Source organism: Idiomarina sp. PL1-037 (assembly GCF_034422975.1).
Classification (GTDB): Bacteria; Pseudomonadota; Gammaproteobacteria; order Enterobacterales; family Alteromonadaceae; genus Idiomarina.
This window is the reverse complement of the sequence record NZ_CP139873.1, coordinates 449573-474803: the sequence shown is the minus strand read 5'-3', so window position 1 is coordinate 474803 and position 25231 is coordinate 449573. Positions and strand designations below refer to the sequence as shown.

General features: G+C 48.1%; 26 protein-coding genes and 1 other RNA gene. 8 read left to right on the top strand and 19 right to left on the bottom strand.

The genetic code is table 11. The features are described 5' to 3' along the window. Position 1: 1 nt before the first annotated feature. Genes mraY through mraZ form a run of 7 tightly spaced genes read right to left on the bottom strand, consistent with a single transcriptional unit; the run spans position 2 to position 7381 of the window. Complete coding sequence (mraY, locus tag U0358_RS02280) at positions 2–1084, bottom strand: phospho-N-acetylmuramoyl-pentapeptide-transferase (RefSeq protein ID WP_322406878.1); 1083 nt, start codon at positions 1082–1084, stop codon at positions 2–4. After that, entirely contained in the window at positions 1078–2481 is a 1404-nt protein-coding gene (locus U0358_RS02275; RefSeq protein WP_322406877.1) for a UDP-N-acetylmuramoyl-tripeptide--D-alanyl-D-alanine ligase, read from the bottom strand. The genes mraY and U0358_RS02275 overlap by 7 nt, the downstream gene beginning before the upstream one ends. Beyond that, positions 2478–3944 carry a UDP-N-acetylmuramoyl-L-alanyl-D-glutamate--2,6-diaminopimelate ligase gene (gene murE, locus U0358_RS02270; protein WP_322406876.1) on the bottom strand — a complete coding sequence of 489 codons (1467 nt, stop codon included), beginning with the start codon at positions 3942–3944 and terminating at the stop codon, positions 2478–2480. Before murE ends, U0358_RS02275 begins: the two co-directional genes overlap by 4 nt. Continuing rightward, positions 3945–5675, bottom strand: coding sequence for a peptidoglycan D,D-transpeptidase FtsI family protein (locus U0358_RS02265; RefSeq protein ID WP_322406875.1), 1731 nt, complete (start codon positions 5673–5675; stop codon positions 3945–3947). Beyond that, positions 5666–5983, bottom strand: coding sequence for a cell division protein FtsL (ftsL, locus tag U0358_RS02260; RefSeq protein WP_317497854.1), 318 nt, complete (start codon positions 5981–5983; stop codon positions 5666–5668). The genes U0358_RS02265 and ftsL overlap by 10 nt, the downstream gene beginning before the upstream one ends. Continuing rightward, positions 5976–6923 (bottom strand): 16S rRNA (cytosine(1402)-N(4))-methyltransferase RsmH, encoded by a 948-nt coding sequence (gene rsmH, locus U0358_RS02255; RefSeq protein ID WP_317497853.1) that lies wholly within the window; start codon positions 6921–6923, stop codon positions 5976–5978. The genes ftsL and rsmH overlap by 8 nt, the downstream gene beginning before the upstream one ends. Next, positions 6923–7381 carry a division/cell wall cluster transcriptional repressor MraZ gene (mraZ, locus tag U0358_RS02250; protein ID WP_322406874.1) on the bottom strand — a complete coding sequence of 153 codons (459 nt, stop codon included), beginning with the start codon at positions 7379–7381 and terminating at the stop codon, positions 6923–6925. The genes rsmH and mraZ overlap by 1 nt, the downstream gene beginning before the upstream one ends. Positions 7382–7605: 224 nt before the next feature. Between mraZ and U0358_RS02245 the strand changes: the two genes are divergently transcribed. Further along, positions 7606–9744 carry a putative bifunctional diguanylate cyclase/phosphodiesterase gene (locus U0358_RS02245; RefSeq protein ID WP_322406873.1) on the top strand — a complete coding sequence of 713 codons (2139 nt, stop codon included), beginning with the start codon at positions 7606–7608 and terminating at the stop codon, positions 9742–9744. 12 nt (positions 9745–9756) lie between these two features. On the opposite strand, the gene rnpB is transcribed toward U0358_RS02245, so the two are convergent. Further along, positions 9757–10106, bottom strand: an RNA gene (rnpB, locus tag U0358_RS02240) — RNase P RNA component class A. A gap of 46 nt (positions 10107–10152) precedes the next feature. Beyond that, positions 10153–11007, bottom strand: coding sequence for a 16S rRNA (cytidine(1402)-2'-O)-methyltransferase (gene rsmI, locus U0358_RS02235; RefSeq protein ID WP_322407451.1), 855 nt, complete (start codon positions 11005–11007; stop codon positions 10153–10155). A 75-nt stretch (positions 11008–11082) separates the two neighbouring features. On the opposite strand from rsmI, the gene U0358_RS02230 reads away from it, so the two are divergent. Genes U0358_RS02230 through dolP form a run of 4 tightly spaced genes read left to right on the top strand, consistent with a single transcriptional unit; the run spans position 11083 to position 14420 of the window. After that, positions 11083–12966 carry a penicillin-binding protein activator gene (locus U0358_RS02230; protein WP_322406872.1) on the top strand — a complete coding sequence of 628 codons (1884 nt, stop codon included), beginning with the start codon at positions 11083–11085 and terminating at the stop codon, positions 12964–12966. Beyond that, positions 12944–13294: a YraN family protein gene (locus U0358_RS02225; RefSeq protein WP_317497849.1), complete on the top strand. Its 351-nt coding sequence runs from the start codon at positions 12944–12946 to the stop codon at positions 13292–13294. Before U0358_RS02230 ends, U0358_RS02225 begins: the two co-directional genes overlap by 23 nt. 2 nt (positions 13295–13296) lie before the next feature. Then, positions 13297–13839 carry an SIS domain-containing protein gene (locus U0358_RS02220; RefSeq protein WP_317497848.1) on the top strand — a complete coding sequence of 181 codons (543 nt, stop codon included), beginning with the start codon at positions 13297–13299 and terminating at the stop codon, positions 13837–13839. A gap of 5 nt (positions 13840–13844) precedes the next feature. Then, entirely contained in the window at positions 13845–14420 is a 576-nt protein-coding gene (dolP, locus tag U0358_RS02215; RefSeq protein ID WP_317497847.1) for a division/outer membrane stress-associated lipid-binding lipoprotein, read from the top strand. A gap of 12 nt (positions 14421–14432) precedes the next feature. On the opposite strand, the gene U0358_RS02210 is transcribed toward dolP, so the two are convergent. The 8 genes from U0358_RS02210 to zapE all read right to left on the bottom strand — a co-directional run bounded on the left by U0358_RS02210 (position 14433) and on the right by zapE (position 20523). Further along, the gene (locus U0358_RS02210; protein ID WP_317497846.1) at positions 14433–14843 is read right to left on the bottom strand and encodes a ClpXP protease specificity-enhancing factor; all 411 of its coding nucleotides are present in this window, start codon (positions 14841–14843) and stop codon (positions 14433–14435) included. A gap of 26 nt (positions 14844–14869) precedes the next feature. After that, positions 14870–15493, bottom strand: coding sequence for a stringent starvation protein SspA (gene sspA / locus U0358_RS02205; protein WP_317497845.1), 624 nt, complete (start codon positions 15491–15493; stop codon positions 14870–14872). An 84-nt stretch (positions 15494–15577) separates the two neighbouring features. Then, positions 15578–16312: a cytochrome c1 gene (locus U0358_RS02200; RefSeq protein ID WP_322406870.1), complete on the bottom strand. Its 735-nt coding sequence runs from the start codon at positions 16310–16312 to the stop codon at positions 15578–15580. Beyond that, the gene (locus tag U0358_RS02195) at positions 16309–17577 is read right to left on the bottom strand and encodes a cytochrome b (RefSeq protein ID WP_317497843.1); all 1269 of its coding nucleotides are present in this window, start codon (positions 17575–17577) and stop codon (positions 16309–16311) included. Before U0358_RS02195 ends, U0358_RS02200 begins: the two co-directional genes overlap by 4 nt. After that, complete coding sequence (petA, locus tag U0358_RS02190) at positions 17577–18167, bottom strand: ubiquinol-cytochrome c reductase iron-sulfur subunit (RefSeq protein WP_317497842.1); 591 nt, start codon at positions 18165–18167, stop codon at positions 17577–17579. The genes U0358_RS02195 and petA overlap by 1 nt, the downstream gene beginning before the upstream one ends. 225 nt (positions 18168–18392) lie before the next feature. After that, positions 18393–18785 carry a 30S ribosomal protein S9 gene (gene rpsI / locus U0358_RS02185; RefSeq protein WP_322406869.1) on the bottom strand — a complete coding sequence of 131 codons (393 nt, stop codon included), beginning with the start codon at positions 18783–18785 and terminating at the stop codon, positions 18393–18395. 17 nt (positions 18786–18802) lie between these two features. Further along, positions 18803–19231, bottom strand: coding sequence for a 50S ribosomal protein L13 (gene rplM, locus U0358_RS02180; RefSeq protein WP_054489830.1), 429 nt, complete (start codon positions 19229–19231; stop codon positions 18803–18805). 197 nt (positions 19232–19428) lie between these two features. Further along, positions 19429–20523, bottom strand: coding sequence for a cell division protein ZapE (zapE, locus tag U0358_RS02175; RefSeq protein ID WP_322407450.1), 1095 nt, complete (start codon positions 20521–20523; stop codon positions 19429–19431). A gap of 119 nt (positions 20524–20642) precedes the next feature. Between zapE and U0358_RS02170 the strand changes: the two genes are divergently transcribed. From U0358_RS02170 to U0358_RS02160, 3 genes are all read left to right on the top strand, one after another. After that, a complete protein-coding gene (locus tag U0358_RS02170; RefSeq protein ID WP_317497840.1) occupies positions 20643–21104 on the top strand; it encodes a Z-ring associated ZapG family protein in 462 nt (153 codons plus the stop codon). A gap of 87 nt (positions 21105–21191) precedes the next feature. Continuing rightward, entirely contained in the window at positions 21192–22547 is a 1356-nt protein-coding gene (locus U0358_RS02165; protein WP_322406868.1) for a DegQ family serine endoprotease, read from the top strand. 63 nt (positions 22548–22610) lie between these two features. Beyond that, a complete protein-coding gene (locus U0358_RS02160; protein WP_317497838.1) occupies positions 22611–23660 on the top strand; it encodes a trypsin-like peptidase domain-containing protein in 1050 nt (349 codons plus the stop codon). A 16-nt stretch (positions 23661–23676) separates the two neighbouring features. Here the strand turns inward: U0358_RS02160 and murA are convergent, their stop codons facing one another. Next, positions 23677–24936 (bottom strand): UDP-N-acetylglucosamine 1-carboxyvinyltransferase, encoded by a 1260-nt coding sequence (gene murA / locus U0358_RS02155; protein WP_322406867.1) that lies wholly within the window; start codon positions 24934–24936, stop codon positions 23677–23679. 16 nt (positions 24937–24952) lie between these two features. After that, positions 24953–25207 carry a BolA family protein gene (locus U0358_RS02150; protein ID WP_011233669.1) on the bottom strand — a complete coding sequence of 85 codons (255 nt, stop codon included), beginning with the start codon at positions 25205–25207 and terminating at the stop codon, positions 24953–24955. Positions 25208–25231 lie beyond the last annotated feature (24 nt).

Sequence of the window (25231 nt, the reverse complement as noted above, 5' to 3'; positions counted from 1 at the left end):
TTTAACGCAACTTCAAAGTTGCGAGTCCTATCAGTACAAAAATTAGCGACAATATCCAGAAGCGAACAATTACCCGCGGCTCCGGCCACCCTTTTAACTCATAATGATGATGAATAGGCGCCATACGGAAAATACGCTTACCCCTCAACTTATAGGAGCCCACCTGCAACATTACCGATACTGTTTCCATAACAAACACACCGCCCATAATGAACAGCACCAGTTCCTGTCGGACCAATATCGCGATAATGCCAAGTGCAGCTCCCAGCGCCAACGAGCCCACGTCGCCCATAAAGACAAGAGCCGGATAAGTATTGAACCAAAGAAACCCAAGACCCGCACCGACAATAGCTGTGCACACCACCAATAGTTCAGCGGTCAATGGTAAATACGGAATTTGCAGGTACTCAGCAAAATTCACGTTGCCGGAGACATAAGCAAAAATGCCCAGTGCTGCGGCCACCATAATGGTTGGCATAATGGCCAGACCGTCCAGACCGTCAGTTAAATTAACCGCATTACTGGTACCGACAATGACAAAATAGGCCATAAGTATATAAAGCATGCCCAACTGCGGCATCACATCTTTAAAGAATGGAACCAGAAGAGCGGTTTCGGCGCCCTGAGTACTGCTCCAATAAAGGTAAACAGCGGCGACGCTGGCAATGACCGACTGCCAAAAATACTTCCACTTAGCGATTAAGCCTTTCGGATCTTTGCGTACAACTTTGCGGTAATCATCGACGAAGCCGACGATACCAAAGCCAGTCGTAACCAATAAAACGACCCAAACGTAGCGGTTATCGAGATCGGCCCACAACAGTGAAGAACCCAGAACGGCTGCCAGTATCAAAACACCGCCCATAGTCGGCGTACCACTTTTGACTAAATGACTTTCCGGGCCGTCATCCCGCACCGTTTGCCCTATCTGTAGACGCTGCAAACGGCGAATTAATGTTGGTCCTAACCACAACGACAAAACCAGTGCGGTCAAAACACTGAGTATTGCCCGCAAGGTTAAGTAGGAAAACACGTTAAACGCGCTTTCAAACTGGGTTAGGTACTCCGCCAACCAAACTAACATTCGTGCTTATCCTCTGCGCTGTCACTAACCGTGACAGCCTGCTGTATTGCTGCAACAACGCGCTCCATATGTGCAGAGCGTGAGCCTTTAACCAGCACTGTGACAGCTTGCTTGCCAGTCTGTTCTGTAAGTCTTTGTAAAACAGACTCGACCAGCGACTGTAAGCTACCGAAGTGCTTGCCTCCGTGGCCGTTAAAGACCTCGCTGGCACTTTGACTGAGCACGCCCAGGCTATATAAGTTATCAATACCGCTGCCTATAGCATGTTCACCAATGTCCTCGTGGTAAGCTCGCGCATCGGCGCCCAGCTCACCCATATCGCCTAATACAAAAATGCGATAACCCTGATAACTTCCCAGTAAGTCCAGGGCAGCTTTCGTTGAGGCAACGCTGGCGTTGTAGGTGTCATCAATAATACGTAAGTGTTCACTCACTTTTATGCTTGTCAAACGCCCTTGAGCCGGCTCTACCGTTTGCAACCCAGCAACAATGTCATTCAGCGATATACCCAGCTCACTTGCCGCAGCTGCTGCAGAAATAGCATTAAGCACGTTGTGCCGACCGCTTAGTTTAAGCTCCAGCGGTTTTGTTTCTCCGCCTAAATGCAGAGTAAACGACGGATGCCCTTCGCCGTTCAGTGTTACGTCGCTGGCGTAAACGTCGGCGCTATCGCTCAAGCCAAAAGTCTTCCACTTCATATCGCTGCAAGCGCGTTGCCAGCAGGGATAAAATTCGGAGTCGCGGGGGGTAATGGCCGTTCCCTGGCCACCCACTCCACGGAAAATCTCAGTTTTAGCACGGGCAACCCCGTGTAAACTTCCGAAACCTTCAACATGGGCAGCGCTCACATTATTCAATATGGCGACATCGGGTTTGACCAAATCGGTGGTGTAAGCAATTTCACCCGGATGATTCGCACCCAGTTCAACCACTGCATATTTGTGTTTTTCCTGCAGGCGCAACAATGTAAGCGGCACACCAATATCGTTATTGAAGTTCCCCTGCGTGGCCAATACCGGATGACGAATAGATAAAATGGCCGCCAGCATTTCTTTTACTGTGGTTTTACCATTACTGCCGGTGACAGCTACGGTTTTCGGCGCTACCTTCGCTTTAATGGCCGCACCTAAGCACCCCAGCGCATGACGGCTGTTCTCGACAATAATCTGGCGGCACTCGCTATCCACTTGCTTTTCGCAAATAACGGCCGCTGCGCCTTTATCTATAGCCTGTTCGACAAAGTCGTGTGCATCAAAATTCTTACCTTTTAAGGCTATAAACAATGCGTCGGTTAAGTCTGTTCTAGTGTCCGTAGACACTGAATCAATTGTACAATCAGAGCCAATCAGGCGACCTTCCACCTGCTCCGCAATCCATTTCAGTGATACTGAGATCATGCGCAGTCTCCTTGCAGCCATTCGCTGACTACCGCTCGTTCGTTATAGTCAACGCGTTGAGTACCAATAACCTGATAGTCTTCGTGTCCTTTACCGGCGAGTAATACAACGTCATCTTTTCCGGCTTCCCGCATTGCGCGTATAACAGCCTCCCGGCGACCCGGCCAAGTCTTAACCTGGGTTTTATCCGCAATACCGGTCAAAATATCTTCAATAATTTTTTCCGCGGGTTCTGTCCGCGGGTTGTCATCGGTAACCACAACAACATCAGCGTAATCCGCCGCTACTTTACCCATTTGCGGACGCTTACCACGGTCACGGTCACCGCCGCAGCCGAATACACACCATAAACGGCCTTTGCAATGCAGCCGCAGCGCACTCAATACCTGATGCAGAGCGTCCGGTGTATGCGCGTAGTCAACCACCACCAGCGGCGACTGCTTATTATGGAAGGCTTCCATACGCCCGGGAACGGACTGCAAACTGCCACAGGCTTTGCCGATATCCGCAAGTGGTTTATTCAGTTTTAACAACACCGCAACCGCGCAAAGTAAGTTGTAAACATTGAAGCGCCCTAATAGGGGGGTTTCAATGACGCAGGATTCACCCTGCCAGTTTAAGCTGAACACCGAACCCTGCTCATGGAACTGAACGCCAGTCGCCTGCAGGCAGGGTTCATTGGGGCTGGCATTTAGGCTAACCCATAAGTCAGCTAAATCGTCTTGCTGCCACTGGCTTAACGTGTCGTCGTCGGCGTTAACCACTCGGTTTTGCACGCCAAAATCAGCAAATAAACGTTGTTTTGCGGCCACGTAATTTTCCATGGTGCCGTGATAGTCGAGATGATCCCGGCTGATATTGGTAATAGCTGCGCCAGCAAAGTGTAAAGCTTCAACACGACGCTGTATCAGTGCGTGTGACGATACCTCCATAGCAACCAGTTCTGCACCTTCAGCTAATAGGGTGGCCAGACGTTGCTGGACGGTAACGGCGTCTGGTGTGGTATGACGCTCCGGTAATAAACGACCAATAAGTCCGCTTCCGGTTGTACCAATAACAGCCGCTTCCATACCCAGGGCTTTTGCCAACTGCGCCATAATGTGGGTCACCGACGTTTTACCATTGGTACCGGTCACACCAACCAGCTTCATTTTTTCTGATGGATGCCCGAAAAAATTTCCAGCAATGCGTGAAAGGTGCTCGCGAACGCCACTAAAACCGACCACAACGACACCCCGGCGCTGCTCAATCGCCATTCCCGGGGCTTCAGCAATAATCGCAATGGCACCAGCATCAATGGCCGCATCAATATATGCGCGGCCGTCGGTTTCATAGCCCGGAATAGCGACAAAAACATCGCCATTAGCAACTTGCCGGCTATCGAGTTTTATCCCACTAACGGTAACATCAGGAATGGAGAACGACGCTGGCAGCATAGTTAGCAACTCTGCAAGTTTCATCATTTATCCCCCCCCAAAGCCCGCAGCGTGCACCTGCGTATCATCCAGGTTGTCCGGCGGTATATTCAGTAGCCGCATGGTTTGCGATACAATTTTGGAGAACACCGGAGCTGCGGCCGTGCCGCCATAATAGTCGTCGGTACCCGGTTCGTTTATAGTCACAACCACAACCACTTTTGGGTCACTAACCGGAGCTATCCCGGCAAATAGTGCCACATATTCATCACCGTAGCCGCCTGTTGCTTTGGTTTTTCGCGTTGTCCCCGTTTTTCCGGCAATACGGTACCCAGGAACTTTTGCTGCCGTGGCGGTTCCATCGCGAACCACCTCTTCCATCATATGCATTACGGCGCGGGTGTTATCCGGGTTGAAAACTTGCTCTGCAGGTAAAGGAGATTCCTGCCTGAAAATCGTCAGCGGTCGTTTTTTCCCGCCATTGGCTATAATACTATAGGCATTAGCCAGTTGCAGTGTCGTTGCCGACAAACCATAACCGTAAGAAAGCGTCGCCGTTTCAAACTCAGACCAACGTCTTCTATCACCCAGTATGCCGATGCTCTCACCCAATAAGGCGACACCTGTATCATTACCAAAGCCTGCGTCAGCATAGGTTTGCAGTAATGAGTCAATGCCTAAATCCAAGGCTATTTTAGTGACTCCAACGTTCGATGAATGTTTCAGAACTTCAGTCAATGACAGCTCGCCATAATTACGGGGGTCACTTACGCGACGTCCACCAATTCTTAACCACCCGGGACTGGTATCAATGCTATCGCCCGCTTTGTGCCGACCGTTTTCAAGTGCACTGAGAACCACCAAAGGCTTCATTGTTGAACCGGGCTCGTAACTGTCGGTAATTGCCCGGTTTCTCATCCTGAAAGACTGCAAATCCGAACGATTGTTAGGGTTGAAGGACGGGCTATTGACCATCGCCAGCACTTCACCGGTTTCAACATTAAGCACTACCGCCGAGCCTGAAGTTGCCTGATTGTAGCGCACGGCTTTTTTCAGTTCGGTATAAGCAGTTGCCTGAACACGTTGATCGATACTCAGTGTCAGCTGTTTTGGTTGTTGTGCATCTGTCTGGCTAATTTCTTCAACAACCCGTCCTTCTGCGTCCTTGCGATAAACTCGTTTACCCGGCGTACCGGTTAAATGTTCGTCGTACAGAAGCTCCAGACCTTCCTGTCCGGCGCCGTCAATGTCGGTTAAACCGATTAAGTGAGAACTGATCTCTCCGGTAGGGTAATAACGGCGTGACTCTGTTTTTAAATACACACCGGGAATTTTCAACTGCTTCACGTAATCCGCTTCTGATGGTGTCACTTTGCGTTGCAGATAGACAAAACGTTTTGAGGGGTCGTCCACCTTACTGACCAGTTCATTACGGTTCATGCGAAAAGTTTCAGCCAGAGCCTGCCAGCGACGCTCGTCTGCTAAAGCCTCGCGTTCGGCAATACGTTTGGGGTCGGCCCATACGGTTTCTACCGGGACGCTAACCGCCAATTCCCTTCCGTTACGATCAACAATCGTGCCTCGCTGAACCGCAACACTGGACGCCCGTAAACTGCGCATATCGCCTTGTAATGAGAAGGCATCGGGGCTTATCACCTGGATATAGGCTGCGCGTGCAATTAACACAGAAAATACACCGAACAGTAAGAATACTGCGGTGTAAAAGCGCCAACGCGTACCGGCTGGCTCAGTGTGCTTCTTGCGACGAGTCACTGCCATGAAACTAACACCTCCTGCTCTGGCTCAACGTCTCGCATACCCAGTTGTTCCTGTGCAATACGTTCAACCCGGCTGTGTTCAGTCAGCGCGTTTTGTTCCACCACAAGGTGCCGCCATTCACGGTCCAGAGTGTCCCGGTGCGACAATAAATCATCACGTTCGCTGGTTAACTGCCGATTCAAATGGGCGGTATAAACAATACCTAACGCATTACCAATAACCACCACACTGAGAAGCAAAACCCATTTGTGCTGCAATAAATCCTGTAGCAACATTTTCATCAGGCTGGGATAACGCTGCTTAGTCATTACGGATCCTCTTTGCTATGCGCAGCACAGAGCTGCGCGAACGAGGATTAACCTGCACTTCAGCTTTACCCGGCTTAATCGCTTTGCCGACTTTATCCAGCGCTTTATCTTTATTGCGTTCAGCTTCAGTTACCGGCAAGCCCGGAGGTAACTGCTTTCCTTCGCTGTGCTTGCGAATAAAACGTTTTACTAAACGATCTTCCAGACTATGAAAACTAATAACCACCAGTCGGCCGTCTTCTTTCAGACCCGACAGAGAAGCTTCCAGCGCTTGCTCTATTTGCTCCAGTTCGCGGTTAATGTGAATGCGAATGGCCTGGAAGGTCCGCGTTGCCGGGTGCTTATGCTTTTCTTTTACCGGACTGACGCGGGCAATCATCTCCGCCAGCTGCCTTGTGCGGGTAAAAGGCTTTTTCTCGCGATCCATCACAATAGCGCTGGCTATACGGCGGGCAAAACGTTCCTCGCCATACTCTTTAAGAACCCAACTGATGTCATCCTTTTCTGCACGATTAAGCCATTCGGCCGCGGTTTCGCCGCTGGTGGTGTTCATCCGCATATCCAAAGGGCCGTCTCGCATAAAACTAAAGCCGCGTTCAGCGTCATCTAATTGTGGGGAAGATACGCCAAGGTCAAATAGAATACCGGTCACTTGCCGGTTCAACTGCAGATCGTCAAGCACTTGTTGCAGGTTTGAGAAAGGGGTGTGGATAATTTGAAAACGGGGATCGTCGGCAAATGCAGCAGCCGCAGCAATAGCTTCAGGGTCCTGATCCAGAGCAATAACGCGGGCATCGTCACCTAATTTATTGAGTAGCGCGCGCGTGTGCCCACCACGGCCAAATGTGGCGTCAATGTATGTGCCTTGCGGATCAGTCGCTAATGCTTCTATCGACTCTTCCAGTAGCACCGAAACGTGTTGCGGTGACGTTGTAATCATTATAATGAAAAGTCTTCTAGTCGTTCGTTGAGAGTAAAGTCACCTTCGCGTTCAACATCCATATCCTGCGCCACTTGTTCGTGCCAGGCGTCTTCACTCCAAACTTCAAATTTATTCAGCTGCCCGACAAGCATCAGTTTTTTCTCTAAACCGGCGTGTTGTCTTAACGGAGCTGACAGGAGCAAACGACCGTTTTTATCCATTTCACAGTCGTCAGCGTGGCCTAAAAGAAGTCGCTGTAAGCGACGTTCTGCAGGGTTCATACTGGATAATCGAGTCAGCTTTTGCTCAATGATTTGCCACTCGGGGAGCGGGTACAGCAACAGGCACGGTTGCTTAATATCAATCGTGCAGACCATTTTTCCTTCACAGTCTAATGACAACGCATGACGGTATCTAGCCGGTATGGCTAACCGCCCTTTGCTATCCAGACTTAATGTTGTTGCACCTCGGAACATGATCCCACCTGATCATTGCGATCCACTATTATCCACAAATCCCCACAATGCTACAGTCTAGGTGTCTCTCTTTCCTACTGTCAAGAAAAAAGCTCTCTATTTGCCAGGCCCTGACGGTAAATTTACATTAAGCGATTGATGCAGCGCGTAAAATTACTTTTCCGTTAGAGCTCGTATGATTTTTGTGCGATACTCAATTCAGTTTTGGTGAGCAATGGTACTTAATGAAACGCTACTTATTCGTTATTTTTATCAGCTTCTGCGTTCTGGTAACCGGCGTTATCTGGTTTGCTGAGAATCAGCACTCGCAGGTGGTAGAGTCACGCAAACGAGTAGCTACCGAACGCTTAGGTAAACTCCGCGCCGCGCTGGAAGGTCAGATCAATTCCTCGTTAGCCACGGCTCGTGCGCTACAAGCCGAAATTAAGCTCTCGCCAGACATTTCCTCTGAACGTTACCGGCTGCTGATGCAAGAATTGATTAGCGGTGATGCACCAATACGCCATGTGGCGTTAGCACCTAATTTGATCATTGAGTTTGTCTACCCTCTGGCTCCGAATAAAGCCGCTTTGGGTTTTGACTACCGCACTTCCCCGGCGCAGTTCGAAAGCGTCCGGGAAGCCATTCAGAAAAAGCAAATTGTTGTCGATGGCCCGGTTAACTTAATACAAGGAGGTTGGGCGTTAATTGCCAGAGCCCCCGTTTTTATGAATGACAATAAGCTGTGGGGCACGATTGCCGTGGTCATTGATATAGGAGACTTGCTTGCCAGTAGTGGCCTGGACTCCGTCGACGACTACCTTTTCGCGTTAAAGAGAGAAGACGCCAATGGCGACCACCTGTTTGACTTCGGCGATGTGTCAATCTGGAACGAAGATTACGTCGCCATTGACGTGGCGGTTTCAACCGGCAAGTGGATATTAGCGCTGGCTCCCAAAAATACGGTTTGGGCAGGTCGCGGTAACATTTATTGGATCATTATTGTGGCCGGACTGCTTTTGTCCTTTTTAATGACCGCCTTTATGTACAATTTGGTGACGACGCAAAGCAGACTTCGCTCGGCTCTGGTTACCATTGACCATCAGGCGCATTTTGATTCGATTACTGACTTACCGAATCGACGTGCTTTTGTCGACTACCTTAACCAGTTAACGCAGAAAGGCCGGGAGCAGCACTTTGCCATTCTGTTCATCGATCTTGATCACTTTAAAGAGGTTAACGATAACCTCGGCCATGATGCCGGCGACGAACTTTTAGTCTCGGTTTCTGATCGTTTAAGAAACCAATTGCGGGGCTCAGATTTTATTGCCCGTATTGGCGGTGATGAATTTGTTGTCGTTATTAATCGCTTTACGTCGCATCAAGTAGTTAATGACCTTGCCGGCCAAATTAACCGACAGTTAAGTGAGCCTTTTAACTTACGCCAGAACCAAATTCAAACCACCTGCAGCATAGGCATTGCTCTTTACCCTGATGACGGCATCAAAGCATCTGAACTATTAAAAAACGCGGATCTTGCCATGTACGCTGCAAAAACCGCAGGGCGACGCACTCATTACTTTTTTAATGACGAATTAAGAGAACAAACTGAACGGCAGAATGCCATTCATAAACGCATGCGTGAAGGTCTTAAGCAGCATGAATTTTCTTTGGTTTATCAACCCATCATCGACTTCAGTAGCGGAAAAATCAGTAAATGCGAAGCTCTGTTGCGCTGGAAAGATGCAGACGGAAACATGATTTCGCCCGCTGAATTCATTCCGGTTGCTGAACGTACCGGGCTTATTCATGAATTAGGGCAATTTGTTCTGGAACAAGCCTGCGTTGACTGGGCGGTCGTACACAAGTCAGGTTATCCCATTGAGGTCTCTATTAACCGCTCTGAACGTGAACTTAACGATATGGAGTCAGCCAAACGATGGCTGTCCTGCATTAGTCAGCATGGAATACCGAATACCAGCATAACCTTTGAAATTACCGAGTCGCTGTTAATGAGTAATAAACAACGACAATTGCAAATTTTGCACTATTTGCGGTCTCAGGGAGTGCAGTTGGCAATCGACGATTTCGGTACCGGCTATTCCAGTATTAATTATCTGCAGCGGTATCCTGTCGATTATATAAAAATAGACCGTAGCTTTTTACATCAGGCACCTCAAAACAAGGTGCAAGTAGCACTGCTGGATGCGTTGTTGCAGGTAGCCAGGGCTTTGGATATTAACGTTATTGCCGAGGGTGTTGAAACCCGGCAACAATGGGAGTTACTGCAGCAACAACGATGCGATTTTGCACAGGGCTACTTTATTAGTGAGCCATTGCCGCTCAATGAATTATTGAAGTTTCTAAAAGACTGGCAGTTTTAAAACCCTAAAAAGGTGGAGAGCCGGCCGATAAGCCGGGTTCTGTCGTGGACAATCATTCATCTAGTGGTCAGGTTGCCCTGACCCTCAAGCAGTCTACCCGGGTTCAACGCGGGCCGCGCCAAAGAACCCCTATTTGACCTTGCTCCGGGTGGAGTTTACCGTGCCACAAACTGTTACCAGCTGCGCGGTGCGCTCTTACCGCACCCTTTCACCCTTACCTGTGCTGCAAGCAGCCATCGGCGGTTTACTCTCTGCTGCACTGGTCGTCGGCTTACACCGCCCAGGCGTTACCTGGCACCCTGCCCTATGGAGCCCGGACTTTCCTCCCCCTGTAAACAGGCGGCGATTGTCTGGCCAGCTCTCCGCGGGGGATTCTACGCTGCAGCAGGCATTAACTCAATCTTTGTTTCACTCATTCTTTTTATTCTCAAGCGCCCACTGGTAGAGTTCATTTTTCCGCTCATCATGAATTTTTGCGGTCATGGCTGCCGCTTTCTTTAACGGTAACTCTTCTAATAACAGCAGCAACGTGCGCTTAGCCGCTTCTCCCGGGCCGTCACGGACATCAGTTTCTGACTGCGCAGGTGCTATTAGCAAAACCATTTCGCCGCGCTGTTGGTTTGTATCGTCGGTTAAAACCTGCAGTAGCTCAGCCGCAGTGCCGCTTAAGTAAGTTTCAAACTGCTTGGTCAGCTCGCGTGCAAGTACTACCTGCCGACCACTGCCTAAAACCACGTTCATATCAGCCAGCGTATGCAAGATTCGGTGAGGGCTTTCATACACCACAACAGTCCGCGGCTCTGCTTTCAGAGCTTCCAGCTTTGCCCGACGTTGCTGAGGCTTGGATGGCAAAAAGCCTTCAAACGCAAACCGGTCTGTGGGTAGTCCAGCCGCAGACAACGCAACCGTAACAGCGCAGGCACCGGGTAACGCGATAACTTTAAGTCCTTGCTCCCTGCAACGATGCACCAAAACATAACCCGGGTCATTAATAAGTGGCGTACCCGCATCACTGACTAATGCCAGCGAGTCACCTTGCTGCAGACGTTCGATAACCGCTTCTACACGCTGTGTCTCATTATGTTCATGCAGCGCGAATACATCATTCTGTATGCCATAGTGCTGCATGAGTTTGCGCGTGTGTCTTGTATCTTCTGCAGCAATGGCTGCAACTTCGGCCAATGTCTTAACTGCTCTTTCCGTTATATCGCCTAAATTACCGATAGGTGTCGGTACAATATAAAGAATGCCCTGCTCTGCCATAATCAGTCTCTGTTTGTTTCCAACGTCAATGCCGTTTATAGTATCACCGAACAGGCACCAAAGCGGAACCTTACAGTGTTTAGAACTCATTCATTTGTACTTTTAGCTCTAATGGCATTACTGGTATTAACCCAGTGTACCTCGGCCCCTGAGCGTTCAGTGAAGGATCCTGCAAAGGCGGTAGGGGTTGCTGACCAGGAATTAAGCTTAACAGAAGAGAATTCAGCCAGTGACTGGTTACAGGAAGCCGATGCAGCAGCAAATGAAGTTGAGCAACACTCGGCTTTAATAAGAGCCGCTAATGCTTTTCAAAATGAACAACAGTGGCAACAGGCGGCCGCTATTCTTTCGCAGTTAAGTGCGCAAAAAATTACCCGTCACAGTCAAAAGTATTACCGCCTTGCGAGTGCCCGCTGGGCCGCAGAACAAAAATTTTGGTCAAAAGTAATAAAAGAACTGGAAAGTGTCGCCACTCAGTTTAATCAAAGAGAATTTCGCGCTCTTAGCCTGCAACTACTCTCACAGGCGGCCTATCAACAACAAGACTACTGGCAGTCGCTAGTCTGGCAAGTTGATGCTCAACGCTTTGCGGAACAGCCAAATACAGATACAGTCTGGTCCATTGCCCGACGGATTAAACAATCAGAGCTGCCGCAGCAGCGGCCTAATGACTTAGCCCTGGCAGGTTGGTGGCGCCTGGTCGATTATCACCGTCAGGCGATGGCTTCACCGGGCAGTCTGGAGTCTTACTTAAAGCAGTGGCAGCAAAGTTTCCCAAACCACGATGCTGCTACTCTGGTCGACGCTTGGCTTGAACCATCATTAAAGCCGTCAGAAGATGAACCGGAAGCCGGGCAGGCATCCCCTGAACTCAGCCTTGCAATATTACTGCCGTTATCCGGACGCTATAAACAGCAAGGCCAGGCTGTGCGTGACGGAATTATCGCCCGCACCGGTGAAATGAAAAATCTAAGAGTTGTTTTTATAGACAGCGAAACAGGCGATATTGAGTCTCAACAAAAACAAATACAGGAACTGAGCCCGGTTGGAATCATTGGCCCACTGCTAAAAGACAAAGTAGCAGCTTGGGTAGAGCAACCTCTTACGGGAATTCCTCAGCTTTACCTTAATCAGATAGACGATGAAGCGGCACAAAATTCACTAACCAATGTCTTTTTCGCACTAAGCCCTGAGAGCGAAGCTCAACAAGCTGCGCAGAAAATTAACAAGCAACTTCCCGGCCCAAGAAGTGCGTTGCTCATTACTGCCGATGGCTCCAGCGGGCGCAGAATGGTTGATGCATTCACCTCCAGTTGGGACCATGAGCAAGCTAACCAGCCCACTGTCTCCTACTTTTCTGAACGCGAAGATATGAAGGCTACGGTCGAGAAATCACTGGGGTTAACGGACAGTCAACAGCGTATTCGCGCAGTTAAAATTGCCGCCGGGGAAATTATTGTCGATGCGCAGGAGCGCAGTCGAAGAGACATTAGTGCTATTTACCTGCCGGGTAATCTACAACAGACACGTCTGTTAAAACCCTTTATTGATGTCAGTGTTTCCCCGTTTGCGAACCCCATTCCTGTTTATGCCAGCTCTGCTACCCATGAACTCAGAAATCGTTTAGGTGACTCAGATCTTAATGGCATCATTTTTTCCGACATTCCCTGGTTAATTGAGAGTCAAGGTAAAAACAGGCTCCTAAGTCAATGGCTTGAGTTACGAAATGGGTGGGATCTGTCGCTGGCTCGTTTAACCGCGATGGGTTACGACAGCGTCGCCTTGATTCAACGACTTGAGATGATGCAGCGCATGCCCGGATTGGTTTGGTCGGGTTTAAGTGGTGAACTGCACATTGATAATTCAGTAGTTCAGCGAAAGCTTATTTGGGCTACCTTTAGTAAAGGAGAAGTCACCTTAGCTAAGGAAGCAGACAATGCAGGAAGTCGTTACCGGTAAGCGCGCTGAATTGCTCTCAGCCGAGTTTCTGAAGAAGAATAACCTTACCATTATTTGCAAAAATTACCGTATTGACGGTGGAGAAATTGATATCATAGCCCGAGACGGTCATTACTGGGTTTTTTGCGAGGTGAAATTCCGGGACGATGAGAGTTTTGCAGCAGTTATTGAACAGATTCAGCCTCAGCAATGCCGCCGGATTCGACTTACCGCTCGTCACTACTTACTCAGTAATAATATCGATGAACATACTGCAGCTATACGTTTCGACGTAATTGCAATAGTAGGTCAGCCAACAAAAATTGAATGGTTTAAGGACGCATTCTGATTATGAATGACGAATTGATTAAGGCACTTTTTACAGAAAGTATACAAACACAAATTTCAGCGGTAGAGAGCCTGACCGATGAAATGGCCACAACAGTTGAACTGTTAGTTGCTAACCTGTTGAATGGCCAACGTGTATTCTGCTGTGGCGATAGGACGACAAGTATCGTTGCACAGCACTTTGCAAACCTCATGACCGAAGGCATGAAACTCGAGCGCCCTCCCTTTCCAGTACTGGCATTGGCTCTTGGTAAGCAGAAGCAGCTTGCAGCCCTTGGGCAGGCGGGTGATATTTTACTGGTCATAGCAGATAATCAGGGAAACGAGGAGCTGGCATCCCTAATGGAAACCGCTATCAGCCGCGATATGCTTATTATTGCTTTAACCGGCGAGGGTAACGACTCTGTTTCGGGACTGTTAGGTGCTAACGATATTGAATTAAGAGCACCCAGTTTAAATCCGGCTCGTATACTCGAAACTCAGTTGTTTATTGTCCACGGCTTATGTGAACAAATTGAAAACACGATCTTTCCGCAGGAGCACTGAAGCATATGACGTTATCAAAAACCGCTTTACCCGTCGTTTTTATCAGTTTATTAAGTTTACAGGGTTGCGCTGCGGTTGCTGTCGGAGCAGCAGCCGTAGGAATATCTTCAGCTACTGATCCGCGGACAATTGGGACACAAGTGGATGATCAGACTATCGAATTGAAAGCTAACGCTAAACTGGGAAATGACGAACAACTTGACGATGCTCGCGTAGTCGCTATCAGCTACGATACCAATGTTCTTTTGGTCGGCCAAGTTCCAAGCGAAGCACTGAAAAGAAGAGCTGAAGACGTTATCAAAGACACGAACGGCCTCAATAAAATTTTCAACCAGTTGCGCATTGGCTCTAAAGCATCAGCGGCTGTGCGCGCCGGAGATAGTTGGATAACCAGTAAAATCAAGCTCAAGTTCGCTAATAATAAGTCTATAGATGCCGCTAACATTAAAGTAGTGACAGAAAACGCTGAAGTATTTTTGCTGGGCCATGTGAGCCAGGCTGAGGCAGATGCTGCGGTAGAGGTTGCGAGAAACGTAGATGGCGTTGAGCGGGTAATTAAAGCACTAACCATTAAGCGTTAGTGCTTTGTATTGTTACTTAACAACTTTCAAGTTGGGCTTTTTCTTAGCTGGTTTTTGTTCAGCGTCATCGCCGACCGGCTCTTCTTCCTGGAGCTCGGGCATTTTATCCAGCTCGGGTTCCGCCTCAAACATCGCTCCGGCACCGTTCTCGCGGGCATAAATAGCTAAAGCCGCCGTCATAGGCACAACAACTTGCATTGGCTGCCCACCAAAACGTGCGCTAAAGCGCACTTCATGGTCAGCCAGCTGCAACCCCTGAACCGCTGTCGGAGAAATATTAAGTACGATTTGCCCTTCACTAACAAAGTTCTGAGGCACAACAGTTCCCACAATAGTTGCATCAACTACCAAGTGTGGTGTCAGGTCGTTATCAACTATCCACTCGTACAATGCACGCAGTAGATACGGTCTTTTCGGCGTCATAGTAAAACTCCTCGACGTCGATTAAATTAATTACGCGCGAGCTCTTTCTCTTCTTCTGTTAAAGAACCCTGGAACGTTTTACGTTCAAATAGGCGTACCATATATTGCTTAATTTCTTTTGCGCCCTGGCCTTCTAAATTAATACCATAGGCTGGTAGACGCCAGAGTAAAGGAGCCAGATAACAGTCAACAAGACTGAACTCTTCACTCATAAAATACGGCGTATCTGCAAAAATAGGTGCCAGAGAAAGAATGCCTTCTTTCAATTCCTGCCTTGCCTGAGCGTCACCTTTTTGAATTTTTTCAGCCAGACTATACCAGTCGCGTTCTATTCGGTACATCATTAAACGGCTCGTGCCACGGGCAACCGGATAAACCGGCATTAAAGGAGGATGCGGGAAACGCTCATCCAAGTATTCCATAATAATTTGAGCGTTATAAAGCACAAGCTCACGGTCAACCAGAGTGGGTTTAGCCTCTGGGTACGGATTAAGCTGTAACAGATCCTCCGGCGTATGCTCGTCGGTCACATAGGTAATTTCGACACCAACACCTTTCTCAGCTAACACCAGACGTACCTGATGACTTTTTAAGTCATCCTTTCCTGAATATAACGTCATTACTGAGCGTTTATTTGCTGCAACAGCCATTCCTTTCTCCAGATAATATCAACGGCAAAAGGGTGGCAAGCCACCCTTTCTTAAGTCGTTGTCTAACAGACTGATAAGACTCGATTATTTGAGGTCTTTCCAAAACTCTTTTTTCAGTAGCCATGCCAAAATGGTGAATACCAGCAGGAAACCAAAAACAAACCAACCAATGCGACGTTGTTCTAACAACATAGGCTCTCCGGTATAAACCAGAAAAGCGGTTAAGTCCAACATAGCTTGATCATATTCACTTTCGGATAGACGGCCGCTGCCATCGGTTTCAATACCGACGTACACTTCTTCCATTTCACCGTCTATCAGGCGCTCTTCATAGGTCTTCTCAGGAAGCCCCTGAAGCTCTTGCAATACATGGGGCATTCCAACATTTGGGAACACCGCATTATTGACATCGAAAGGACGGCTGTCATCTTTATAGAATGAACGTAAATAAGTGTAAATCCAGTCGGCGCCACGCACACGGGCAACGTTGGTTAGATCGGGTACCGCGGTACCAAACCAGTTCGCTGCTGCTTCAGGATTCATATTATTGGTAATTCTGTCACCGGCTTTGTCGCCGGTAAACTGCAAGTTTTCTTCGCCTAACTCTTGCGGAATACCAAGATCCTCAAAAGTGCGGTTATAGCGATGGTACTGCAGCTGGTGACAACCCAGGCAATAGTTCATGTATAACTGCGCGCCACGCTGCAGTGAGGCTTTATCGTGTAAGTCGACTTCGGCCTTGTCCAAAGGAACTTCAGGGCCCGCCGCAAATACCAGCGACGGAACCAAAGTTAGAAGAGCGATTAACAGTTTTTTCATTTCGACGTCACCCTTTCTGGTACCGGTTTAGTCTTCTCGCGCTTACTGTAGAACCAGAGCAGCCCGAAGAATGCAAAGTACAGGAACGTAAATATCTGCGCGAACACGGTCGCAACAGGTGTTGCTGGTTGCGTTCCCAGATAACCCAGTACAACAAAGCTGATAGCGAACACAGTCAAGTTCAGCTTATGCAACAGGCTACGATAGCGAATAGAACGTACTCGTCCACGGTCTAACCAAGGCAACAGAGCCAGGAAGACAATAGCAGCGAACATCAAAATAACACCAAATAGCTTGTCAGGTACCGCACGTAAAATTGCGTAGAACGGCGTGAAATACCATACAGGAGCAATGTGCTCTGGTGTCTTCAACGGGTTCGCCGGCTCAAAGTTAGGCGGCTCAAGGAAAAAGCCTCCCATTTCCGGATTGAAGAAAATAACGTAGCAGAACAAGAACAAGAACACACCGAACCCGAACATATCCTTAATGATGTAATAAGGGAAAAACGGAATAGAATCGACAATGTCTTTCTTGTTTGTAAAGCGCTCGTGGAACTTAAACTTCGGCTTTTCTTCGTCTGGCACAGAGCCTTTAGGTTTCTTAGTATCGATACCGTCAGGGTTGTTTGAGCCAACCTCATGCAGAGCAACAATATGCAGGAACACCAAAATAACCAGTACCAGCGGCAACGCAATAACATGCAGCGCAAAGAAACGGTTTAGCGTAGCCCCGGAAATAACGTAATCACCACGTATCCATAAGGTTAAATCATCACCAATGACCGGAATGGCACCGAACAATGAAATAATAACCTGTGCACCCCAGTAAGACATTTGCCCCCAAGGTAGCAAGTACCCCATAAAGGCTTCGGCCATCAGTACCAGGAAGATGAACATACCAAACAGCCAAATGAGCTCACGAGGCTTCTGGTAAGAACCGTACATCATACCGCGGAACATGTGCAGATAAACCACGACGAAGAACGCCGAGGCACCGGTGGAGTGCATATAACGCAATAACCAACCGTATTCGACATCACGCATGATGTATTCGACCGAGGCAAACGCGCCTTCGGCACTTGGCACGTAGTTCATGGTTAACCAGACACCAGTCAGTATTTGGTTAATTAATACGATGGTTGCCAAAAAACCAAAAACGTACCACATATTGAAGTTTTTTGGAGCCGGATACTGCGCCAGGTGGATGTTCCAGGTTTTGGTCATGGGGATGCGGGCATCCATCCACTCTACAAATCGCTTAAACATTATGCTTGCCCCTTATCTTCACCCACCAAAATGGTGTTATCGTCGATAAAATAATGTGGCGGCACGACCAAGTTCAGTGGTGCAGGAACACCTTGGAATACGCGCCCTGCGACATCAAACTTAGAACCATGGCATGGGCAGAAAAAGCCAGCCTCGACCCCTTCAACGTGCTCACCCATTCCACTAGAAAGATAAGATGGAGAGCACCCCAGGTGGGTACAAATACCGACCGCAACAAAGAACTCTTCTTTAATTGAGCGGTATTGGTTTTGTGCGTATTCTGGTTGTTGAGGTTCTTCAGATTCCGGGTCACGAAGTCTGTCTTCGATACTTCCCAGCTCTTCAAGCATATCTGGTGTACGACGTACTATCCAAACGGGCTTGCCGCGCCATTTCACGCGGATTATCTGACCAGGTTCAGCTTTGCGTATATTTACTTCTACGGGCGCTCCCGCGTTTTTCGCTTTCGCACTTGGGTTCCATGATGCTATGAAAGGAACGGCTACTGCTACCGCTCCGGCACCACCTACCACTGAGGTTGCGACAGTCAAAAAACGACGGCGGCCTTTATCTACAGGCGCATTGCTCATCCATCTATTCTCCAGTTTTGGACGCTCCACGATGCGTTGTCGCGAAGTCGGGAATTAGCTGCTGCTTTGTCCGCTTGTGCGGATTACAGAAAATGCTTTGAGATGATAATGAAAAGACACACTTTTTACAAGCTTAATAGCCGCCCTAATTGGTCTATTTCCATTTATTTTTGACATAAAAAAACCCAGCCGAAGCTGGGTTTTGCCACAAAAAACAAAGACGAATTAACGCTTTGAGAACTGTGGACGTTTACGTGCTTTGTGCAAGCCGATTTTCTTACGTTCAACTTGACGAGCGTCACGAGTAACGTAACCTTCTTTACGTAATGGACCACGTAAAGCTTCGTCGTATTGCATTAATGCACGAGTAATACCGTGACGAATTGCACCCGCCTGACCGGTAGTACCACCACCATTTACGGTAATGTACATGTCAAACTTTTCAGTCATTTCAACTAACTCTAATGGTTGACGAACAACCATTTGAGCCGTTTCACGACCGAAGTACTCGTTCAGTTCACGGTTGTTAATTGTGATGTTGCCGCTACCAGGACGCAAAAATACGCGAGCCGTGGAGTTTTTGCGACGACCAGTACCGTAGTATTGATTATCTGCCATAGTGTTCTTGCTCCGTATTATATATCCAGTTGTTTAGGTTGTTGAGCAATATGGTTATGCTCAGTACCTGCGTACACTTTCAGTTTACGGAACATGGCACGACCCAATGGACCACGGGGTAACATACCTTTCACCGCTTTCTGAATGACCATTTCTGGTTTCTTAGCAATCAGTTTTTCAAAGCTGATTGATTTGATACCACCCGGAAATCCAGTGTGCGAGTAGTACATCTTGTCCTGAGCTTTGTTACCGGTAACGGCAACTTTTTCAGCGTTAATGACGACGATGTAGTCGCCGGTATCAACGTGAGGTGTGTACTCAGGCTTGTGCTTGCCGCGTAAACGACGAGCGATTTCAGTAGCTAAACGACCTAAAGTTTTGCCTTCAGCGTCTACTACGTACCAGTCGCGTTTTACCGTTTCTGGCTTGGCTACAAATGTTTTCATTGTATAAAACCTACATTTTAAAAGTTCACGGACAGTAATTCCGGGCTTCCCCGCGAATCACAACAATAAAAAAACGATAAAAATCATTTAGTTATCTGCTGCGACCGCTGCATTACGTTATGTAACACAACGGACTGTAACGTGGGCTGCGCGGATTATAGGAAAAATGCGGTTAAAGATCACGCATTTTCTGAAATTTATGCTTTATGAGCCATTGCCAGATATTCCTGACTTTGCATTTCCTGCAATCGGCTAACACACCGACGAAATTCAAAACTCAATTGGCCCTCGGTATATAACGATTCAATTGCTACTTCGGCAGATAAAATTAGCTTCACCCGACGCTCATAAAACTCATCCACCAATGCAATGAAACGCCGCGCAGTATCGTCCTTGCCCGCTCCCATTTGTTCGACATTGCTGATAAGAACAGCATGGTAAAGACGAGCTATCTCCATATAATCGTTCTGGCTGCGAGCGGTTTTACAAATGGAAGTAAAGTCAAAGAACACCACATCGTCACATTCGGCTCGTACGTCAATATCCCGCCCTTCTATCTCAATAGCTTCTGACAAATACTCGTCTTTAGACTCTGGAGCCAGTTCCGTGAAGTACTTCCATAAATTTTTATCAGCCTTTTCATCCAGTGGCGAATGAAAAATTTCCGCCCGCGTAAGCGTTCTCAGGCGATAATCAATGCCGCTATCGACATTAACCACTTCGCAGTGCTGATTGATAAGTTTTATCGCCGGGATAAAACGCGCGCGTTGCAGCCCATTTTTATAGAGATCGTCAGGAACAATGTTTGACGTCGCTACCAGCACAACTCCCCTCTCAAATAGGTACTCGAACAGCTTGCCCAGCAACATGGCATCGGTAATGTCCTGCACGAAAAACTCATCAAAGCAGACAACTTGTGCTTCGCCGGCTATGTTATCCGCCACAATGCGCAACGGATCGCTCTGTTTATCCAGTTGCTTAAGTTCATTGTGAACCCGGTGCATAAAGCGATGAAAGTGAATCCGCCATTTGCGTTCAATTGGCAAACCGTCGAAGAAAGTGTCAACCAGATAAGTTTTGCCACGGCCGACACCACCCCAAAAGTAAATACCCTGAGGCCTGCTCGGTTCTTTATTAAACCACTTTTTCCAGCCTGGCAGAGTCTGATACTGATACCACGCAATAAGCTCATCATGCAGCCTTTGCAAATGTTTAACAGCGTTAAGCTGCGCTGCATCTTTCGAGAAATCATTGTGTTCTATATCATACTGATAACGTTCTAGTGGAGACATTTGCTGTTTGGACACTACCACTTCACCTCAGTTGGGATTATCCTATAGGCTGATATGTTATCATGAAGGTGAAGCGCAGCAATCATTCGCCGCTGCGACAGCTTGTTCAGGAGTTACTTATGAGTTGGATTATTGGAGTTCTGTTGGTCATTGCCGGTGCCGTCATTGGCTTTTTTGCGGCTCGTTACAGTCAGTCAAAAGGCCAGTCAGGCGATCTAGAAGAGCAAGTACAGCAGAGTCAGCAGCGTTTAACTGACTATCAGCGCGAAGTGGCCGAGCACTTTGCCACTGCAAACGCTATGGTCGAACAGTTAGCAGATACCCAGCAGCGTTTACAAAGCTACTTAAACCAAAGTGCCGAGCTACTGGAGAAAAGCGAGGGACAAAGTGATCTACCCTTTTTTGCAGAAGACACAATCAAGCAGTTGCGCGTAGCAAATTCGTTAAATAAAGATCATCGCTCTGGCCGTGACAGTTATAATGCCAATGATATGCCCCGCGATTATACCGAGGGCTCTAGCGGGCTCTTTTCGAGTAATTACGAACCAGAGCAAGAAAAACAATCCTCAAAAACCTCTTGAAACATTTTTAGAGTGAACTCATATAGCTAACAAGCGGTCTTAACTCACGACCGCTTGTTAGTGCTTTATTAAGGAGTCACTCAAATTATGAAAAGAGTCTTAGCATTATTCAGTTTACTCTTTGTTTTTAGCTTTACCCCAATAACGTCAGCTCAGGCTGGTATTCCTTTTTTTAGCAGTGACGACGAGCAACCCACTTTAGCTCCTATGCTTGAGGATGTTACCCCTGCCGTCGTTAATATATCGGTTAAAGGTAAGCGAGAAGTAAGACAGCGCTTACCAGACGCCCTGCGCTTCTTTTTTGGCCCGGACTCGCCACGTGAACAAGTCCGCGAAAGACCGTTTCAAGGGTTAGGTTCCGGCGTCATTATTGATGCCGACAAAGGCTATGTGGTAACGAACAACCATGTTGTAGACGACGCTACAGAAATTTTGGTTACCCTCAAAAATGGTCGTGAGTTTGACGCCAAAGTCATAGGCACCGATGCTCGTAGTGACGTGGCATTACTTAAAATTGAGGACGGAGAAGACCTTACCGCAATTGAGCTTGGTAAATCATCCGAGCTGCGGGTGGGAGACTTTGTTGTTGCCATTGGCAACCCCTTCGGACTCGGTCAGACGGTCACCTCGGGTATTGTCAGTGCTCTGGGGCGTGGTGGTCTTGGCATTGAAGAACTGGAAAACTTCATTCAGACCGATGCTGCTATTAACAGCGGCAATTCCGGCGGCGCTCTGGTCACGTTAGACGGAAAACTCATCGGAATTAACACCGCAATACTCGGTCCTAACGGCGGCAATATCGGTATCGGTTTCGCTATTCCATCAGACATGATGAACAACTTAGTACAACAATTGATTGAGTTTGGCGAAGTTCGCCGCGGTGTACTGGGGGTTCGGGGTAACGACTTAACTCACGATGTCGCTCAGGCACTGAATATTCCGGTCAATCGTGGGGCTTTTGTTTCACAGGTGGTACCGGGTAGTTCAGCCGCTGAAGCTGGTATTGAATCCGGCGATGTCATTATCTCAGTTGACGGCCAAAAAATCCGCTCATTTTCTGAGCTTGGTGCAATGGTCGGCTCGATAGGCTCGGGGAACTCATTAAAGCTTGGCGTGATTCGCGACGGAGAAGAGCAGTCTGTAAACGTTACCCTTGGTGCGCAGGACATGTCTGTTACAGCGGAGTCAATTCACCCTGCTTTACAGGGCGCTACTCTTGCGGCAACGGATGGGAATGGAATTGAAGTAGAGGAGCTTGAAGAACGTTCTCCTGCCGCCCGAATTGGCCTCGAGAAAGGCGATATTATTCAGGGCGTTAACAGAAAAGCAGTGAGGTCACTGTCGGAGTTGCGGTCAGCAATTGAAGATAACAGTGGCGTTATAGCTCTTAATATCAAGCGAGACGACAGTTCACTATTTATTGTGTTGCGGAACGCAAACTGACATTGTGACAGGCAGGTGGTATCAGTGCTATGCTGATACCACTTGATTTAACCGGAAGCTGGTATGCAACAACTTTCTTCAACTCTACGATTTTTATTTCAGTCAGTTGGCTTAGGCCTAGTTGTTGCGGCTATAGTGATTATCGCCAAGCCTTTCTGGGCTCAGTCTGAATCATTAAGACAAAACGGCAACGAAATTACCTCTTTTAATCAGGCCGTTCGAAAAGCAGCCCCTGCCGTCGTGAATATTTACAGCATGGGCGAAATTCAGGGCTCTTATTATCAACCTCAATCATCACGCGTATGGCGTTTAGGTTCAGGCGTTATTATGGACACTCAGGGCTATATTCTGACCGCCCATCACGTTGTCGATAACGTTGATAAAATTGAGGTCGCACTGCAGGACGGCAGACGCTATGCCGCTCAGTTAATTGGTAGTGACCGTTACACCGATTTAGCCGTACTGAAAATTGATGCAGAGAACCTACCGGTCATTCCGGTTCAGTCAACACGCCGCGTGCGGGTTGGTGATATTGTTCTTGCCATAGGTAATCCATACAACATCGGCCAGACAATTACACAAGGTATTGTCAGTGCCAGTGGTGGTCGGGTCGGTGTCAGCAATTCCTATTCCGATTTGATTCAAATGGACGCAGTGATCAACCAGGGCGCCTCAGGCGGAGCTTTGGTCAATACCGCCGGCGAGCTTATCGGGATTAATAACGCCCGCTATAATTCGGCGTTCGGAGACGGCGGCGAAGGCATCTATTTTGCCGTGCCTTATGAAAATGCCCGCAAAGTAATGAAAACGCTTATTCAGGAAGGCAAAGTGGTCCGCGGATACATTGGTATTAGCGTTAATCCTAACTTTAGCGAAGAACAGTCTCTGTCTGGCATATTAATAACAGAAGTCGAACGAAACAGTCCGGCAGCAAAAGCAGGACTAAAACCAAACGATTTTTTAATCGCTATTGGTGGCGACCCCGTTCGCTCTGCGCCGGAGGGCCTTGACCGGGTTGCGGGTAGTGAGCCTGGCACTGAACTGGAAGTGGAATTTTATCGTAATGAAAAACGAATGACGACCACCGTGACAGTGGCCGAATTACCCAGGTAATAAGTGAGAACGGCTACTAAGCCGTTACTCGTTCAATATCAGCACCTAAGCCCTGAAGTTTTTTCTCAATCCCTTCGTAGCCCCGGTCAATATGGTAGATGCGCTCGACAACAGTTTCGCCGGTCGCAACCAACCCCGCTATAACGAGCGAAGCAGAAGCTCGTAAATCGGTACACATAACCTCAGCGCCGGTCAGTTCATCGACCCCGTGACATAACGCCGTATTGCCTTCTGACTCAACATTTGCACCCATGCGTCGTAACTCAGGAATATGCATGAAGCGATTTTCAAATATCGTTTCGCGAATACCCGCAGTGCCTTCTGCAATAGCGTTCAACGCGCAAAACTGAGCCTGCATATCGGTTGGAAAGGCCGGGTGAGGAGCTGTAATAATATTCACCGCTTTAGGCCGCCCATGGCTCTGTATCGCTATCCAGTCATCACCTTTCTCAATTGTCGCACCAGCTTCTTCCAGCTTTTTCAATACCGCATCGAGGCTAGCCGGGTCAGTTTTCTCACAACGCACCGAGCCTCCAGTTGCTAAGCCGGCAACTAAGAAGGTCCCGGTTTCGATACGGTCGGGCATGACACTGTATTCGCCACCATGCAGCTTGTTGACACCAGTAACATGAATGGTGTCGCTTCCTGCGTCCCGGACGTCCGCGCCCAGGCTATTGAGAAAGTTAGCTAAATCAATGATTTCTGGTTCGCGAGCCGCATTTTCTATGGCCGTTTCACCCTCAGCCAGTACCGCTGCCATCATCAAGTTTTCAGTCCCGGTCACGCTGACCGTGTCGAGCAAAATCTCAGCACCCTGGAGGCGACCGTCTACTGACGCTTTAATGTAACCATTTTCAACGTCAATATGTGCACCCATTTTACGCAAACCTTCAATATGAAGATTCACCGGTCGCGCGCCTATCGCGCAACCACCCGGTAGCGACACTTCCGCTTTACCAGTTTTAGCTAATAAAGGACCTAAAACCAGAATGGAAGCACGCATAGTCTTAACTAATTCATAAGGCGCTTTGAATTGGTTAAGCGTGGTTGGGTCAATACAGACGCTATTATTATTCAGGTTACTGTGACTAATGCCCAGGCAATCTAATAACTCCAGTGTCGTGTCGACATCGTGAAGGTCGGGGACATTAGACAAGGTTATTTTTTCAGACGGCAACAGAGACGCCATTAAAATAGGTAAAGCCGCGTTTTTTGCACCTGAAATAGTGACCGAACCCGATAAAGGTTGGCCACCACGTATTTTAAATTTATCCATCAACTAACCAACAACCTTATGGCATCATTAATTTTTTATCACGCGCCCAGTCTTCCGGCGTGTAAGCTTTTATCGATACGGCATGGATTGAACCGTCGGCAATCAACGGGTTTAGAGGACCATACACGGCTTGCTGACGCTTTACCCGACTCATATCTTTAAAGTCTTCGCTGACAGCAATAATTTCTACATTCGCGCCTTCAGCTTTAACCAGGAGCTCTTCCAGAGAAAGCGCATCGTTCAGCAAAGTTTTCAGTTCTTCAGTATTCATTGTTATCTGCCGTTGGCTTAAAAG